The sequence below is a fragment of the Pseudomonas sp. Y24-6 genome, assembly GCF_020295325.1.
Lineage (GTDB): Bacteria > Pseudomonadota > Gammaproteobacteria > Pseudomonadales > Pseudomonadaceae > Aquipseudomonas > Aquipseudomonas gregormendelii.
In genome coordinates, this window is record NZ_JACBXG010000011.1 from 147,330 (window position 1) to 163,383 (window position 16,054).

General features: G+C 60.4%; 12 protein-coding genes and 1 pseudogene. 6 read left to right on the forward strand and 7 right to left on the reverse strand.

The genetic code is table 11. The features are described 5' to 3' along the window. Positions 1-718: 718 nt before the first annotated feature. From HYI44_RS20975 to HYI44_RS20990, 4 genes and pseudogenes are all read right to left on the reverse strand, one after another. Positions 719-1,837: pseudogene (locus HYI44_RS20975) on the reverse strand (agmatine/peptidylarginine deiminase). 23 nt (positions 1,838-1,860) lie between these two features. Then, positions 1,861-2,958: an extracellular solute-binding protein gene (locus HYI44_RS20980; RefSeq protein ID WP_225570402.1), complete on the reverse strand. Its 1,098-nt coding sequence runs from the start codon at positions 2,956-2,958 to the stop codon at positions 1,861-1,863. 1 nt (position 2,959) lies between these two features. After that, positions 2,960-3,868, reverse strand: a complete 909-nt coding sequence (aguB, locus tag HYI44_RS20985; protein WP_122840438.1) for an N-carbamoylputrescine amidase — start codon at positions 3,866-3,868, stop codon at positions 2,960-2,962. 4 nt (positions 3,869-3,872) lie between these two features. Further along, on the reverse strand, positions 3,873-4,925 hold the full coding sequence (locus HYI44_RS20990; protein ID WP_225570403.1) for an agmatine/peptidylarginine deiminase: 1,053 nt from the start codon (positions 4,923-4,925) through the stop codon (positions 3,873-3,875). A gap of 134 nt (positions 4,926-5,059) precedes the next feature. Between HYI44_RS20990 and HYI44_RS20995 the strand changes: the two genes are divergently transcribed. Beyond that, complete coding sequence (locus HYI44_RS20995; protein ID WP_122840440.1) at positions 5,060-5,941, forward strand: LysR substrate-binding domain-containing protein; 882 nt, start codon at positions 5,060-5,062, stop codon at positions 5,939-5,941. On the opposite strand, the gene HYI44_RS21000 is transcribed toward HYI44_RS20995, so the two are convergent. Continuing rightward, the gene (locus HYI44_RS21000) at positions 5,919-7,130 is read right to left on the reverse strand and encodes a type II toxin-antitoxin system HipA family toxin (RefSeq protein WP_225570404.1); all 1,212 of its coding nucleotides are present in this window, start codon (positions 7,128-7,130) and stop codon (positions 5,919-5,921) included. The genes HYI44_RS20995 and HYI44_RS21000 overlap by 23 nt on opposite strands. Beyond that, on the reverse strand, positions 7,130-7,474 hold the full coding sequence (locus tag HYI44_RS21005) for a helix-turn-helix domain-containing protein (protein ID WP_122840442.1): 345 nt from the start codon (positions 7,472-7,474) through the stop codon (positions 7,130-7,132). Before HYI44_RS21005 ends, HYI44_RS21000 begins: the two co-directional genes overlap by 1 nt. Positions 7,475-7,790: 316 nt before the next feature. Here HYI44_RS21005 and HYI44_RS21010 point away from each other — a divergent pair, with 316 nt between their 5' ends. Beyond that, positions 7,791-8,444: an MliC family protein gene (locus tag HYI44_RS21010; protein WP_225570405.1), complete on the forward strand. Its 654-nt coding sequence runs from the start codon at positions 7,791-7,793 to the stop codon at positions 8,442-8,444. Between the two features lie 43 nt (positions 8,445-8,487). Then, positions 8,488-10,875, forward strand: coding sequence for a DUF3772 domain-containing protein (locus HYI44_RS21015; RefSeq protein ID WP_225570406.1), 2,388 nt, complete (start codon positions 8,488-8,490; stop codon positions 10,873-10,875). Positions 10,876-10,947: 72 nt separating this feature from the next. On the opposite strand, the gene HYI44_RS21020 is transcribed toward HYI44_RS21015, so the two are convergent. Beyond that, positions 10,948-11,871, reverse strand: coding sequence for a helix-turn-helix domain-containing protein (locus tag HYI44_RS21020; RefSeq protein ID WP_225570407.1), 924 nt, complete (start codon positions 11,869-11,871; stop codon positions 10,948-10,950). Positions 11,872-12,033: 162 nt separating this feature from the next. Here HYI44_RS21020 and HYI44_RS21025 point away from each other — a divergent pair, with 162 nt between their 5' ends. From HYI44_RS21025 to HYI44_RS21035, 3 genes are all read left to right on the forward strand, one after another. Then, complete coding sequence (locus HYI44_RS21025) at positions 12,034-13,392, forward strand: glutamine synthetase family protein (RefSeq protein WP_122840688.1); 1,359 nt, start codon at positions 12,034-12,036, stop codon at positions 13,390-13,392. A 173-nt stretch (positions 13,393-13,565) separates the two neighbouring features. Beyond that, positions 13,566-14,654, forward strand: coding sequence for a polyamine ABC transporter substrate-binding protein (locus HYI44_RS21030; protein ID WP_225570408.1), 1,089 nt, complete (start codon positions 13,566-13,568; stop codon positions 14,652-14,654). Beyond that, positions 14,651-15,952, forward strand: a complete 1,302-nt coding sequence (locus HYI44_RS21035) for an NAD(P)/FAD-dependent oxidoreductase (protein WP_225570409.1) — start codon at positions 14,651-14,653, stop codon at positions 15,950-15,952. Before HYI44_RS21030 ends, HYI44_RS21035 begins: the two co-directional genes overlap by 4 nt. Positions 15,953-16,054: the final 102 nt, after the last annotated feature.

Here is a 16,054-nt window from a genome sequence, read left to right on the forward strand (position 1 = left end):
TGGCCGTGGATTTCGAGGTGGCCTCTTCTCAAATAGTGGTCATTTGATCGTCGGGCTCTTGAGACCGGTTCGGATGCTTGAGATCTGCTTTGCTTGTGTTGATCTTGAAGATGATTGCACAACTGCGTTTGTGCTTCGTTGTCCTCGACCTCGACTTGGTTTAGTCGGCGCTGCATTTCCCAGTTTGAAAACCTTTTGCTTGGTGGTTCAGTTGGTGCGGTATTTCAAAATCAAAGTCAAAAGATCGCAGCCTTCGGCAGCTCCTACGGTGTTTTACGGTGTTTTACGGTGTTTGCATGGTCATGATGGGAATTGGTTTTTTGCCGCGGCTGGCTGTTGTCGAGATTTGAGCTCGTCGTGTTGACCCGTGTTGAAGGACGCGATCCATTGCCTGCTTAAGAGCCAGCGTTAGGGTCTGTCAGCCAACTGGCACTGATGTTGACTCCTGAAAACGCGTGTTCCCTTGAGGAGCCGGTGAGCTTGTTGGCCTGGGTTCATAGTGCCTGAAGCGCTAAAATCATAAGTTGGCAAGCAATCCTCCACAAATCCGTAGTACAGCCCAGCATTTCGAGTGCGCACTCGCTCTGGTTATCATTTAGAGTGAAAAAGACCTGCTCTATTAGGTAGTTAGAAGCTGGTAGAATTTAACTATACTAAATGTCTCTTTAGTTGAATTAGATTTTACCGTGCCCTGGATCACCCCGATCTCCCGCTTTTTTCACACCGCCGGCTGATGGCTGGTCACGCAGTGAATCCCTCCACCGCCCGCTGCAATCGCGTCAATGTTCAGCATCACCATCTCCCTGTCCGGATAAAGCCCGGACAGCAGTTCCAGTGCCTTCGCATCTGCCTCCCGATCGCCGAACTCAGGCGCGATGACCGCCCCATTGACCACAAAGTAGTTGATGTATCCAGCCGCAAAGTCCGGATTCTTTCGGTTGAATTGGCTCTTTCGTGGCTTGAGTGGCGGCGACAGTGTGTGCACCTGCAAAGGCCGGCCATCGGCGTCTGTGGCCTTCTTGAGGATCTCCAAGTGTGCCAGGGTCACTGCCCGGTCGTAGGATTTGGGGTCGTTGTCGAGGTTGGCGATTACCACGCCCGGCTTGACGAAACGTGCGTAGAAATCCACGTGGGCATCGGTGATGTCTTTGCCTTTGATGCCCGGTAGCTAGATGATTTTGCGTAAACCCAGGCGTTCTTTGAGCGCTTGTTCGACCTCGGCTTTGTCCCAGCCCGGGTTGCGGTTGCTGTTGATCCAGCTGCTCTCGGTCATGATCCCGGTGCCGTGGCCGTCCACTTCGATGGCACCGCCCTCTCCCACCAGTTCACTGCGCAGGTAGACCGCTTTGGTGGTTTTGGCGACGACTGCAGCCAGCTCGGCATCTTTGGCATGCTGTTGTTTGTTACCCCAGCCGTTGAAATTGAAGTCCACGGCGCCGAGATTGCCATGGCCATCAATGACGAAGTTGGCGCCGATGTCGCGCATCCAGATATCGTCGAGTTCGGTGGTGACGAACCTGATGTTGCGGGTGCCGCAGTGTTGTTCGGCGAGGTTGCGTTCGCTCGGGCGGCAGAACACGGTGACGGGTTCATAGCGCGCTATGGTGCGAGCAATCAGGCCGATGGCGGTGTGCACGTGGGGAGTGAAGTCTTCCCAAATGGCGGCTTGGGCACCGAACGCAATGAACGCTTGTGCGTGGCGATCGCTCTCTTCGGGCATACGCCAGAGGCTGTCGGTTGCCGCTTGCGCCGGCGACGGGCGCAAACCCAAGCAGGCGGCGGCGCCCAGGCCGGCGACTATGGCTGTCTGTTTGATGAAGTTTCGCCGCGTCGGCATGGTGGATTCTCCTGGCGCAGTGCTCATTTGGCGGTCGCCGTCTTGAATTTGGTCCAGGTGCGCATCCGCGCCCGCATGTCGGCCTGGGGAATGTCTTTGCCTGGAATCAGGCGTGCGTAGGTGGCTTCATCGAGGTAGATGTCGGGGTTATTGCGCATCGTCGCATCCACGCTCGCGCGGGCCTTGGCGTTGGAGGTCGGGTAACCGGTGAAATTGCTGATGGCGGCCATGTGCTCGGGTTGCATCACGAAGTTGATGAACGCGTAGGCATACTCCGGGTGTTTGGCGTCGACCGGAATGGCCATGGTGTCCATCCATACGGTGGTGCCTTCGCGCGGGATGCGATACTCGAATCGGGTGCTTTTGCCGGCGCCGTCCGAGGTGCGTTGGGCCTGGGTCATGTCGCCGCTGTAGCCCAATGACACACACAGGTTGCCGTTCACCAAATCGGTCACGGGTTGCGACTGGAATTTGCGAATGTAGGGTCGCACTTTCATCAGCAGCGCACTGGCGGCGGCGAGGTCGTCGGGTTTGGCGCTGCGCGGGTTGCGGCCCAGGTAGTTGAGGACGACGGCCAGTACTTCGTCCGGTGAGTCGATGATCGAGATACCACAGTCGGCAAATTTCGCTGCCAGTTCCTGCTTGAACAACATGTCCAGGCTGTTGACCGGAGCATCAGGCACGCGTTGCCTGACCTGTTCATCATTGTAGGTCAGGCCGATGGTGCCCCAGGTGTAAGGAACGGTGGCCTGGCTTGAGGTTTCATACTGCGTGCGCAGCTTCTGCAGGCCGGGCTCTATGTCGCCCAGGGCGCTGAGTTTCGAGCGGTCCAGCGGGAGCAGGCTGCCGGCGCGCATCAGGCGTTCGGCGACGGTGTCTCCGGGAAAGATCAGGTCGTAGCCACTGCCGCCGGCGAGCATCTTGGCTTCCAGGGTTTCGCTGCCGTCCATGACGTCGTAGATCACCTTGATCCCGGTTTCGGCGGTGAAGCGGCTCAGCGTGTCTTCGGCGAAATAATCGGACCAGTTGTACAGCCTCAGGGTTTTTTCATCGGCATGCAGCGGTGCTGAGGCGATTGCCAGGCCCAGCGCGCCCAGCAACAGTGTGTGGGGAATGCGCATATCAGACTCCTCCGGTGTTCCAGCGTGCATGAAGATTACGGCCGTCCTGAGTCAGGAGCGCCCCGTACATTTCCGGGCGACGGTCGCGGTAGATACCCCAGCTCAAGCGCTCTTCACGCATCGCGCCGAGATCGAGCCGCTGGACCAGCACGCCGGCACTGTCGCGGTCAGCCTCAACCAGCAGTTTGCCCTTGTGGTCACAAATGAAGGACGAACCGTAGAAGGTCATTTGCAGGGATGGATCGGTAGTCGCCACTTCCTTGCCGACGCGGTTGGCGGCGACCACCGGCAGCAGGTTTGCGGCCGCGTGGCCACGCATGGTCATCTGCCAGTGATCGCGAGAATCCAGGGCCGCGCAACCGGGTTCTGAGCCGATCGCCGTCGGGTATAGCAAGACTTCGGCGCCCATCAGTGCCAGGCAGCGGGCAGTCTCGGGAAACCACTGGTCCCAGCAGATGCCAACGCCGATGCGCCCAAATGCCGTGTCCCAGACCTGAAAACCGGTGTCACCAGGGCTGAAGTATTCCTTCTCCTGATAGCCGATGGCGTTGGGGATATGGGTTTTGCGATACACCCCGCGCAAGCGCCCATCGGCATCGGCCACGGTCAGGGAATTGAAGCAGGCATTACCGGCCCGCTCGAACCAGCTCAGCGGCAGCACCACCCCCAGCTCCCTGGCCAGCGCGGCGAAGCGTTTGAGCAGGTGACTGGCCTCAAACGCTTCGGCCAGTGCCAGGTGTTTATGGTTTTGCTCGATGCAGAAATACGGCGTGGCAAACAGTTCCTGCAGCAGGATCACCTGGGCGCCCTTCGCTGCTGCTTCACGTACCAGGCGTTCGGCTTGATCGAGGTTGCCCGGCAAATCCCAGGTGCAGGGCATCTGCGTGGTAGCGATGGTTAATAGTGTCATGGCATCACCCCTGCACTGGCCAGGCCGGTTGCTGCTGGGTGATGCAATGCACCCCGCCACCGCCGTGGGCCAGGTTGTTGATGCGCACCGGTACTACCTCGCGACCAGGGAACGCCTGCGCCAATACGGCGGCCGCTGCGTTGTCGGCGTCGATGCCATAGGACGGCATGATGATCGCGTTATTGGCGATATAGAAGTTGGTGTAGGAGGCACAGAACACTTCAGCTTCGGTGTCCACTGCATCCGTGGCTTCGTACAGCTCGATCAGCTCGAAACTGCGTCCATTGGCATCGGTGGCCAGCTCCAGTGCACGGCGGTTTTCCCGGGCGACGTCGGCGTACTGCGAGCCGGTGTCGTGGGTCGCATCGACCAGCAGCACGCCAGGACGGGCGAAGGCGCAGACACCGTCAACGTGGCCATCCGTCATGTCGCCGGTCACATGGTCTGGGTCGCCCGGTAGCCAGATGGTTTTTTTCACCCCCAGCAGTCGTGTGAAGATTTCTTCGATGTCGGCCTTGGTCAGTCCCGGATTGCGATTGGGGTTGAGCAGTACTGACTCGGTGGTGATCAGCGTGCCCTCGCCGTCGACATGGATCGCCCCGCCTTCGTTACTCAGCGTCGTGCCGAAGCATTGCACGCCCAGCTGCTCAAGTGCCCGGCGTGCCAAGGTTTCGTCGAGGTCGTGGGCCGACTTGCCGCCCCAAGCGTTGAACCGCCAACTGACACCGGCCAGGCCCTGTTGGGGGTGACAGACGAACGTCGGGCCGGAGTCGCGGCACCAGCTGTCGTTGACTGCCAGTTCAATCAGTTCGACATTGGGGCCGCAGAGTGCCCTGGCACTGAGAACGGCAGACGGGTCCACCACCATTTTGACCGGTTCGAAGCGCGCAATGGCGTTGGCCACCCGGGCGAAATCGATTTGCACCAACGGCAAGGTGACGCCCCAGCTCGACTCCCACAGCGCCTGATTGTGCGGCCAGACCATCCAGGTCGCGGCATGCCTGACCCACTCCGCCGGCATCTGCCAACCACTGTTCTGACGATCATCATGCTGCATGTTATAAACCCCTTGGTTAGTCATTGTGTTCAATGAAAATCGCAATCGCGGTATTGGCATGCATGCTAAGGCCGTGATCATTGGCTAACAAACGATGGATTTTGTGGAAAAGTGATTAGAGGAGCTTATCAATCATGCTCAAGCACTGGCCCCCGTTGGGCACCCTTCGCGGCTTTGAAGCGGCCGCCCGCCTGGGCAGTTTTCACAAGGCTGCCGATGAGCTGCACCTTACCCAGTCGGCGATCAGTCAGCAGATCCGCACGTTGGAGGCTTATCTGGAACAACCGCTGTTTTTCCGCAGTGGCCGCAGTGTCAGCCTGACCGATGCCGGTCATGACTTGCTCAGCACCACCCAGGCATTACTGCAGCAACTGGCTGTCGGTATTCGCCGCCTGGGGCAATATCAGAAACCCAATCAACTGGTGCTCAACACCACGCCGACCTTTGCCCGGCACTGGCTGCTGCCGCGCCTGGGGGATTTTCGGCGCCGGCATCCAGAGGTCGACCTGTGGATTTTCAGCACCGATGAAGTGCCGGACATGACCACCCAGACCATCGACCTCGCCGTGCGCGATGACATCAGTTCGCAGGCTGAATGCAGTTTCAAGGTGCTGCACGCCGATCGCCTGTATCCGGCGTGTCATCCGCACGTGCTGGAGGTGGCGCCCGAGCAGCGCACTACCCTGCACGGCGAGCGGGAAATGGACTGGAGCCATTGGGCCGTGGAGGCTGGAATTGACGTCGGCCAGCGGGATCAGGGGCTGAATTTTTCCGATCCTGGACTGTTGCTGGATGCCGCCTGTGCAGGGCTTGGCATTGCGCTGGTCAGTCAGTTGCTGAGCCAGACAGCGCGCGATGGCGGGTTGTTGGCGCCTTTGGTGGAGGACACCATTCGGGGGCCGAACTGGGCGTTATTGACCCATCGGGACAGCGAAAACAATCCGTTGGCGCGCAGTTTTGTGCAATGGTTGCAGGCCAATTTGCAGGCGCCGGCTACCGCATCCGCTCGGTGCTGACCGCTGCCCGGGACATGGCCAGTTCTTCGCCATGCAGGCAGGTGGCGTAGTAGTCCTTGAGCGCTTCTTCCCAGCCAATGACTTCGTCCAGCAGGTGCTCGGCGTGGTCGCGGGTCAGGGCGAAGTGCGCGTGGTGGCTGAGCAGGTTGACGCGGCTGACCCTGGTGCCGTCGCGGCCCACCGCCATGGACAAGGTCTGGGCAGGCCCCTCATCGATAATCGGCAATACGTCGTACATCGGTGACAGACGCCATTGCCCGCCAAGCCAGATGATCGAATGGTTGCGCGGATGATCGTCGCTGTTGCCTACCAGAGCGTTGTAGCACATGCGTTTGAACAGCTCCTGCAGATCGCCGTCGGGCACGCCGCGCCGGCGCATTTCATCAGCCACCGAGGCATAGCGCCAGTCACGGTGGTACTGCTCGTTCCATTCGGAATCAAGCAAGGTCAGTGCGCTGAGCATCGGGATGCGTCGGGCGCCGTCGGCCAGCGGGGTGCGGTCGAAACGCTCCACCAGCAGCGTCGACGGTGATTCTGCGTGCAGTGCGGTGTTGGCCACGTTCAGCCCTTTCGACGCGGCAAAAGTCATGCAGGCGTATTCGATTGCAGGGAAATCATAGAGGTCAAAACGGTCGCGGGGCTTGGCCAGGATCAGCATTCCGCTGTCCTGCAAGGTGCGCTTGGGTCGTGCACCGCCCAGGGACGAGCGCTGCTGGCGGATGTTGAGCATGGCGATCGACTGCTCATCGAGCTGGCCGTCGTACACCGCTTCGCAGGCCTCGATAAACTTCCCCAGCCCTTTGAGCGTAGGCACCGGCCCTTCCCCCAATCCGGGCGCGGGCACAGTCGCAGTGCCGGCCAGGAGGTTGCCGACCCGGTCGTTGTTCGGCGACTTAAGCAGGAAATCGATAGGCGCCAGCACCTGCCCGAATGCACGCTGCAGCAGGCGCTCGCCCCAGCCGTCCGGCATTGCGTCATTGACGAAGCCGGGGATGCCGCGGTTTTTGCTGATGCCGGTATAGGCTTCGGTACGCAAGGGATAGTTGATCGGATCAGGCACCCAGCCGCCGCGTTCGACGTAGTCGGGGGCATAAATGAACTCGCCGAATTTACCCTGCAGCGTCACCCGGCCCAGGGTCAGCAGTTCACCGGTGTCCGGGTGCTCCATGTAGATATAGGCACGGGACATCAGAACTCCTCCGCCTTGGTTTTCGGCAGGCGCACGCGCTTGTTGGCGATGCTCTGGTAGGCATCCGCGTCAGTGACATAGCGGGCAACCTGCGACGTGGTTTCGACCCCTTCCAGTGAGGCAAAGACCGTCTCGTTGATCCCCAGGCGCCACAGCACCAACATGAATGAGCGCAGGTCAACTGACTCCGAGCCATTTTCAATCTTGCGCAGGATGTGCTCGGAGATGCCCAATGCCGATTTGAGATCAGATTGACGCAGACCCAGAGCCAGTCGCCGGGATTTGACCAGCAGGCCTATCCTGCCGAGGGTATCGCTGCAGGAAACCGGAAAAAAGTCGTTCATAGTATGCACCAGTTGCAGCTTTAATCTTAATAAGGTTAACCATAACATGCCTTATAAAAGATAATCATGTTTTTAACATGCACAACAGTGCGTATTAAATAGTTTAATGCTCGCTTGCGTAAACATTATAAAGACCTGCCAATGATGCTTTCCCGGCGGCCCTCGCAGTCTGTGTCTACTATGAAAGTCTGTGCGAGCTGACTTTCGATCACAGAACGAGAATCCCGATGACCAGGAGGATTCCAGGCATCGTCCCGAAGGCTGGAACGCCTCGCTGTCCGTGGTGCTGCCAACCTCCGATTAAACTGGATCGATCATGAAAACGCTCACGGTTATCTGCACCTGTCTGCTCGCCGCCAGCGCGGTGACGAGCCTGTGCGCCAGGGCTGCCACCCCTGCCCCGCTGTTTAAAACCAGCTTCGATTGCGCCAGCGCGAGTGCACCGGTGGAAAAGCTGATATGTCGCGACGCGCAACTGGCGCGGATGGACCGGGAACTGGACCGTCTCTACCGCCTGGCGCTCACGGACGAACGCTCGGTTCCGCGGCCGGGAAAAGTCATCACCGACCAGCAAATATGGATGCTGACGCGCAATCAATGTTTCACCGAAGCCGATCCGAAGGCGTGTACGGTGAGCCGCTATGCCGAACGCGCCCATCAGTTGCGCCAGGGCTCGGCCATCGTCAGGACCAAGGACCCGGACCGTCTCACCGAAGGCCCGCTGGCGATTCGATGTGCGGGGCTTAATGCGCTGATCGCCGCCACCTGGTTCAACGCCGACCCCGGCGTGGTTTACCTGCGCTGGGCCAACTCGTCCATCACCCTGAGCCAGGAACCTGCGGGGACGGGGCAGCGCTACAGCGGCAAGGACACCACGGGTTACTACAGTTTTTCGCAAACCGGTGATGATGTGCTATTCCAGAAGCCGGGCTCCGGGACACTGCGCTGCCAAATGGAGCCGACGGGGTGATGCACAACATCTACTTCAGAAAGTCAGCGGGCGGGACGCGTGTATGGGTGATGCATTGAAGTGGCTGGTGTTGAGCGTGATCATGCTGTTTCAAGCCGGCACCGCAGTGCTTTGGGCCGCCGAGGCGCCGAGCCCGATCTCCTCAGTGACAGGAGCGCCCTCTTTTACGGTGTCCCAGAGCGAGTTACAGGACTTGCAGGTCCGCCTGGATCGCATCAAGCAGCAAGTCTCCCAGGCCAACAACCTGAGCCTGATGGTCGGCCTGCAGGATTCGGTGCAGTTGTATATCAACGACATCGACAGCCTGCAGTCGGCGCTGCTGCCGGAGCAGAAGCAGTTGCAGGCGCAACTGGACGTGCTGGGGCCGGTGTCCCCGGTAGAAATCGGCGCAGAGAAGTCGGAAATCGCCACGCAACGCGCTGACCTGTCCGAGCAAAAGCGTCGGGTCGACGCCAGCCTCACCACGCTGGCTGCGCTAAGAGGCAGCGCCGCCGGGCTCATCCCGCAGATCGCCGGCATTCGCCGCAGCCTTCTGGAAAGCGAGGTCACCCTGCGCAGTGGCAGCATACTGGGGCCGCAGTTCTGGGCGCCGCTGTTCAGCCCGCGCGAGGACGATCGCCAACGTTTAAGGGAGTTCATCGAGCAGGCCCAAGACGCCGTTGCAGTCGCCTGGCAACCGGGCAAGCGTCTGGTTACCGTGCTGCTGGTGGTGCTGGCACTGGCAATCTGGACCTGGGGCCGCAGCGTGGCTGATCGCGGACTGACCTGGCTGTGTATCCATCGCATGCCTGAAGGACGTTTGCGTCGCAGTTCGCTTGCCCTGGCTTCGGTGATCGCCACGGTCCTCGCTACTGCGCTGGCGATGCAGTTGCTGTTCTACGCACTGACCCGCCAACTGCCACTGACGCCAATGCTGCAGAATTTCGCCGACGAGTTTGAAAAGCTGATTTACCTGTGCGTGATGATTACCGGGTTGAGCCGCGCGCTGTTGTCGACCGCGCATCCGTCTTGGCGTCTGCCGACCATCTCCGACTCCGTGGCCCATGCCCTCGAACCCTTTCCGCGCATAGTGGCCTGCACCCTGCTGGTGCTGGTGGGGCTGGCGCAAATCAGCAATGTCAGCGGCATGAGCGCCTCGGCCATATTGCTGGGCCGCGGAGTGGTTGCCCTGGTCGTCACCGTGCTGCTCGCGATGCTGTTCCGCCGCGCCAACAAAGCCCGCAGGGCAGTAGCGGTGGCCGGCGATGCACCGGAGGCCAGTACCACGCTGGCCGGGCTGATCTATTCCGCTGCCACTGTGGCCATGATCATTTCGCTGTTCGCCCTGCTGATCGGTTACGTGTCCCTGGCACGCTTCATCACCTATGAGCTGGTCTGGGGCTTCCTCATCCTCTGCGGTTTCTACCTGCTCATCCAGCTGCTCAAGGACAGCTGTGAATACCTGTTCTCCGCCAAGAGCCCGAGCGGCAAGGCGCTCAAACAATTGCTCGGCATCGGTGACACTCGCCTCGAGCAGATTTCCATCGTGCTGTCCGGTGTGGGCCGCGCCGCGTTGCTGTTACTGGCGATCATTTCCATGTTCGTCGGTGGCGTCGGCGTCACGCTGGGGCAATTGTTCAGCCAAGTGGTGGCCATCCTCGGTGGCGACGGCTTGCGCAAACTCAATGTGGTTCCGGCTCATTTGCTCAACGCGGTGCTGGCGCTGCTGATCGGCATCTACCTGATCCGCTCGCTGCGCCGCTGGCTGGATAACGAGTTCCTGCCCAAGACCGATATGGATCCGGGCATGTGCGCGTCGCTCAGCACGCTATTTGCCAACATCGGCTACGCGCTGGTGATTCTGCTGACGCTGTCGTCCCTGGGTATCCAGTGGACCAACCTGGCGTGGATCGTCAGCGCCCTGTCGGTGGGCATCGGTTTCGGTTTGCAGGAGATCGTGAAGAACTTCGTTTCCGGCCTGATCCTGCTGACCGAACGCCCGGTAAAGGTAGGCGACCTGATCAGCATCAGCGGAGTCGAAGGCGATATTCGCCGGATCAACGTGCGGGCCACGGAAATTCAGCTCAGCGACCGCTCCATCGTCATCGTCCCCAACTCGCAGCTGATCTCGCAGAACCTGCGCAATGTGACCCTGGGCGGCAGCGCGCAGGGGGTGGCCAGCCTGGAGCTGACCTTTGCGCTGGACATTGACCCCGAGCAAGTCAAGAACCTGCTGTACGACACCTACTGCGAGCACGAAACCATTCTCGACAAGCCTGCGCCGATGGTGCGCTTCAGCAAGCTCAGCCCCGAGGGCATCACGCTGACCGTCACAGGCTACGTCAGCAGCCCGAGGATCGTCGGCGCTACCAAGAGTGATCTGTTGTTCGAGATACTGAAGCGGTTAGGCGCGGCGGGAATCGCGTTGGCCACACCTGCGCCGACAGTCTGATCGGGCTAAAGATACGCCTGCGAAAAACAGCGGGAGCGAGCGCCCTCGCCACAGGCGTTGGCAGACACAGGATCATCCAGTTACGCGGTGGTTACGGCCACTTCGCTTGAGCGTCTCGCTCGGCAATTCCTTGAACAACGCACGGTAGCTGCTGGAAAACCGCCCCAGATGCCAGAACGACCACTTCATCGCGACCTCGGCCACGGTGGTGTCCATGGGGCTGCGCCCGAGCAGTTCGCGGTGCGCACTGTTCAGTCGGCGCAAGCGCAGCCAGTGGGTGGGCGTCATGCCGGTGTAGGCCTTGAACGCGTGCTGGACCTGGCGCAACGACACCCCGGCAACCTGGGCAAGTTGCAGCAGGTTGAGGGTTTCCTCAGGCGAGTCCGCTGCCCACTCACCAATGCGCTTCATCACCGCCCGTTCCTCGGTGCGGCGCTGCAGGCCACCGTGATCCAGGCACACGCTGGCATTGTCGAGCAGATAGAGGCAGTCCTCGAGCAACTGTTGGGTCAGGGCTTCCCTGCTGGGTGGATCGATTGTCTGTGTCAGCTGGGTCAAGGTGCTGCTGAGCCAGCGACTGAACAAGGCGTTCTGCCCTGAATTCAACGGCGCCAGGAACAGCCCCTCGAGCCTGGCAACGTCCAGGCCATGGCGTCGCACGAAGTCCGGACCGAACACCACGGCGATTTCCTGGTAGTTCTCCGGGGTGATCCAGATGTTGCGGCTCTCGCCATTGAGCACATACAACGCGTTGTCACTGCGATCGAAACAGAACGCCAGCGCCCCCTGGGGCGCACTGAAATTCTGCTCGACCCGGGTGTTCATCTGCTCTTCGTAAATCTCCACGCCCTGCAGGTCCAGGTAACGCACACGCCCGGCGAAATGCCCCGGTGACATCTGCTGGTATTGCTGCACCCACCCGGGCGTGGCACGGATCTGTTCGGCCACATCTTCGGTGTTGAACGCTTGGACTTGTAACGGGCTGGACGCTGTCATGGGTGAACCTTACGCACTCGTTTGGTGCGTTTTGGTGCTGCTGAAAGTGGATAGATGGATCTGCAAGGCTCGCCCAAGATAGTCGTCAACGCGTCCCAGGGGAAGGGTGTGGTGGATGAAACCGCCCTCCCCGGCGTTAATAAAACCAATAACGAGGTCTGTATGAATGTCCCTTTCGATCAGCTGTTCACGTGGCTGAAAGATCACAAGATTACCGAAGTCGAGTGCGTCGTCAGCGATCTGACCGGCATTGCACGCGGCAAGATTGCACCCACCAACAAGTTCCTGCATGAGCGAGGCATGCGCCTGCCGGAAAGTGTGCTGTTGCAAACGGTGACCGGGGACTTTGTCGACGACGACATCTACTACGACCTGCTCGACCCGGCCGATATCGACATGGTCTGCAAGCCCGACGCCGACGCGGTGTACGTGGTGCCGTGGGCAATCGAGCCGACTGCCATCGTCATCCATGACACGTTCGACAAGTTCGGCAACCCCATCGAACTGTCACCGCGCAACGTCCTGAAAAAAGTCCTGCGGTTGTACACCGACAAAGGCTGGAGGCCGATTGTTGCGCCGGAAATGGAGTTCTACCTGACCCAGCGCTGCGAAGACCCGGACTTGCCCCTCAAGGCACCACTGGGCCGTTCGGGCCGTGCGGAAAGTGGCCGGCAGTCTTTTTCCATCGACGCCGCCAACGAATTCGACCCGCTGTTCGAAGACGTCTACGACTGGTGTGAACTGCAAGGCCTTGACCTGGACACACTGATCCACGAAGACGGCCCGGCGCAGATGGAGATCAACTTCCGTCACGGCGACGCGCTGGACCTGGCCGACCAGATCACCGTATTCAAGCGCACACTGCGCGAAGCGGCGCTCAAGCACAACGTGGCGGCAACCTTCATGGCCAAGCCCATCGGCGATGAGCCCGGCAGCGCCATGCACATTCACCAGAGCGTGGTAGACATCAGCACCGGCCAGCCGATTTTCGTCGACGCCGACGGCAAGATGAGCGAGCTGTTTTTAAACCACATTGGCGGCCTGCAGAAGTACATCCCCAAGGTGCTGCCGATGTTCGCGCCCAACGTCAATTCGTTCCGCCGCTTCCTGCCGGACACCTCGGCACCGGTGAACGTCGAATGGGGCGAGGAGAACCGTACCGTCGGCCTGCGGGTGCCGACCTCGAGCCCCGAGGCGATGCGCGTGGAGAACCGCCTGCCCGGCGCAGATGCCAACCCCTACCTGGCGATTGCCGCCAGCCTGTTGTGTGGCTACCTGGGCATGATCGAAGGTGTGCAGCCAAGCGCGGCGGTAGAGGGGCGCGCCTATGAGCGACGCAACCTGCGCCTGCCGATCACAATCGAGGACGCCCTGACGCAAATGGAAGAGTGCCAGACCATCGAAAAGGTCCTGGGCAGCAAATTCGTGCGCGGGTATGTCGCGGTAAAGCGTGCCGAACACGAGAACTTCAAGCGGGTGATCAGTTCGTGGGAGCGTGAATTTCTGTTGTTCAGCGTTTAGGTATCAGGCGTCTGCGAAGGCCCCATCGCGAGCAGGCTCGCTCTCACAGGGAGTGCATGCCATTCGTTCCCACTTTGGAATGCGGTCAATTGTGGCAGTGAGCCTGCTCGCGATGAGGCAGCGACAACACGACAGAAACACCTGAAAAATCCAATAACTCCAAGAGGTGTCGAATGCGTCTATTGAAATCCGTGGTCCCGGCAACGCTGGCCTTGCTGTTCAGCGCAGTGGCTCAGGCCCAGCCAACCGTCAGTGTCTACAACTGGACCGATTACATTGGCGAGACCACCCTCGTCGACTTCCAGGCGAAAAGCGGGATAAAAGTCATCTACGACGTCTTCGATTCCAACGAAACCCTCGAAGGCAAGCTGCTCGCCGGGCGGACCGGATACGACGTGGTGGTGCCGTCCAACCACTTCCTCGCCCGTCAGGTAAAAGCCGGCGCGTTCCTCAAGCTCGATCGCGCTCAGTTGCCTAACTACAAGCACCTGGACCCCAAGCTCCTCGCCCTGCTGGAAAGCAACGATCGGGGTAACGAGCATTCGGTGCCGTACCTGTGGGGCACTAACGGCATCGGCTACAACGTAGAAAAGGTCAAACAGGTGCTTGGCATCGACCGGATAGACTCCTGGGCCGTACTGTTCGAGCCGGAAAACCTGAAAAAACTCAGCCAGTGCGGCGTCTCTATGATGGATTCTGCGGACGAAGTGTTCCCCGCCATTCTCAATTACATGGGCATGGACCCGCGCAGTGAAAATCCCGAGGATTACAAGAAAGCCGAAGCCAAACTGCTGAGCATCCGGCCATACATCACGTATTTCCACTCGTCCAAGTATGTGTCCGACCTGGCCAATGGAGACATATGCGTCGCCTTCGGTTATTCCGGTGACGTGTTCCAGGCGGCCAACCGCGCCAAGGAAGCCGGAAACGGGGTGAACATCGCCTACGCCATCCCCAAGGAAGGCAGCAACCTTTGGTTTGACCTGCTGGCGATTCCAGCCGACGCGAGCAACCCTAAAGAAGCCCATGCGTTCATCAATTACCTGCTCGACCCGCAAGTGATTGCCAAAGTCAGCGCCTCGGTCGGCTACGCCAACCCCAACCCTGACGCCAAACAATTCATGGACCCGGAGCTGGTGAACAACCCCGAGGTCTATCCTCCTCAGGCCGTCCTCGACAAGCTCTACATCTCGACCACCCCGCCCCAGGCGATCATGCGACTGATGACGCGTTCGTGGAGCAAAGTGAAGTCCAACAAATGAACCAGTACACCCAGGAACATGCGCACTCTTACTACGCCGCCACGGCCCGGGACCTGACGGCCTACCCGAGCCTGGCGACTGATCGGGTCGCTGACGTGTGTGTGATCGGCGGCGGTTTTACCGGGATCAATACCGCGATAGAGCTGGCGCAGCGTGGGCTTTCGGTGATTCTGCTCGAAGCCCGGCGGATTGGCTGGGGCGCCAGTGGGCGCAATGGCGGGCAGTTGATCCGGGGGATCGGCCATGACGTCAGCGGGTTTGGCCGGTACATCGGGGCGGATGGCGTGCGTTATCTGGAGCGCGCCGGCACGGAATCGGTCGAACTGGTGGGCCAGCGCATTCGCGAGCACGCCATTGATTGCGACTTGCGCTGGGGCTTTTGCGAACTGGCCAACACCCAGGCGCAGTTCGCCGCATTCAAGGCCGAGCAGCAGCAACTGCAGACCAGTGGATACGCCCATGAAACCCGCCTGGTGGGGCCGCAGCAGATCCGCGAGGAAGTGGTGGACTCCGGCGTGTATGCCGGCGGCCTGGTGGACATGGGCTCGGGGCACCTGCATCCGCTCAACCTGATCCTTGGCGAAGCGCGCCTGGCTGCGTCCCTCGGCGTGCAGATCTTCGAGCAGAGCCCGGTGCTGGAGTTGATCCATGGCGATACGGTGCAGGTGCGTTGCGCGGGTGGCACGGTGCGCGCGGGCAGGCTGGTGCTGGCGTGCAACGCGCACCTGGATGAACTCGAACCCAAACTCAGTGGCAAGGTGTTGCCCGCCGGCAGCTACATCATTGCGACCGAGCCGCTGACGGCGGATGCCGCCAGTGCCTTGATCCCCCACAACCTGGCGTTGTGCGATCAAAAGGTCGGGCTGGATTATTACCGGCTTTCGGCAGACCGACGCCTGCTGTTTGGCGGTGCCTGTCATTACTCAGGCCGCGATCCGACGGACATTGGCGCCTATATGCGCCCGCAGATGCTCAAGGTGTTCCCGCAACTGGCGGATGTGCGCATCGACTACCAGTGGGGCGGCAAGATCGGCATCAGCGCCAATCGCTTCCCCCAGGTCGGTCGCTTGGGCCAGCACCCGAATGTCTACTATGCCCAGGGATACTCCGGGCATGGGCTGAACGTGACCCACTGGTGCGCCAGGCTGCTGGGTGAAGCGATACATGCCGGACACAGCCACGGCTTCGATGTTTTCAGCGCCGTGCCGCACATGACCTTCCCCGGCGGCCCGATGCTGCGCTCGCCGCTGCTGGCACTGGGGATGTTGTGGTATCGGGTGCGCGAGATCCTGGGTTGAACCCGCCCTCGTAGGAGCTGCCGCAGGCTGCGATCTTTGATCTTGACTGCATGCATCCGCCCCCCCCCACCGTAGGAGCTGCCGAAGGCTGCGATCTTTTGA

Bases quoted from the DNA above. Each gene is read 5' to 3' on its own strand.
- aguB (WP_122840438.1), bottom strand. From the start codon at position 3,868: ATGACACTATTAACCATCGCTACCACGCAGATGCCCTGCACCTGGGAT.
- HYI44_RS21025 (WP_122840688.1), top strand. From the start codon at position 12,034: ATGAATGTCCCTTTCGATCAGCTGTTCACGTGGCTGAAAGATCACAAG.
- HYI44_RS20995 (WP_122840440.1), top strand. From the start codon at position 5,060: ATGCTCAAGCACTGGCCCCCGTTGGGCACCCTTCGCGGCTTTGAAGCG.
- HYI44_RS21020 (WP_225570407.1), bottom strand. From the start codon at position 11,871: ATGACAGCGTCCAGCCCGTTACAAGTCCAAGCGTTCAACACCGAAGAT.
- HYI44_RS20980 (WP_225570402.1), bottom strand. From the start codon at position 2,958: ATGCGCATTCCCCACACACTGTTGCTGGGCGCGCTGGGCCTGGCAATC.
- HYI44_RS20990 (WP_225570403.1), bottom strand. From the start codon at position 4,925: ATGCAGCATGATGATCGTCAGAACAGTGGTTGGCAGATGCCGGCGGAG.
- HYI44_RS21000 (WP_225570404.1), bottom strand. From the start codon at position 7,130: ATGTCCCGTGCCTATATCTACATGGAGCACCCGGACACCGGTGAACTG.
- HYI44_RS21005 (WP_122840442.1), bottom strand. From the start codon at position 7,474: ATGAACGACTTTTTTCCGGTTTCCTGCAGCGATACCCTCGGCAGGATA.
- HYI44_RS21015 (WP_225570406.1), top strand. From the start codon at position 8,488: ATGGGTGATGCATTGAAGTGGCTGGTGTTGAGCGTGATCATGCTGTTT.
- HYI44_RS21035 (WP_225570409.1), top strand. From the start codon at position 14,651: ATGAACCAGTACACCCAGGAACATGCGCACTCTTACTACGCCGCCACG.
- HYI44_RS21030 (WP_225570408.1), top strand. From the start codon at position 13,566: ATGCGTCTATTGAAATCCGTGGTCCCGGCAACGCTGGCCTTGCTGTTC.
- HYI44_RS21010 (WP_225570405.1), top strand. From the start codon at position 7,791: ATGAAAACGCTCACGGTTATCTGCACCTGTCTGCTCGCCGCCAGCGCG.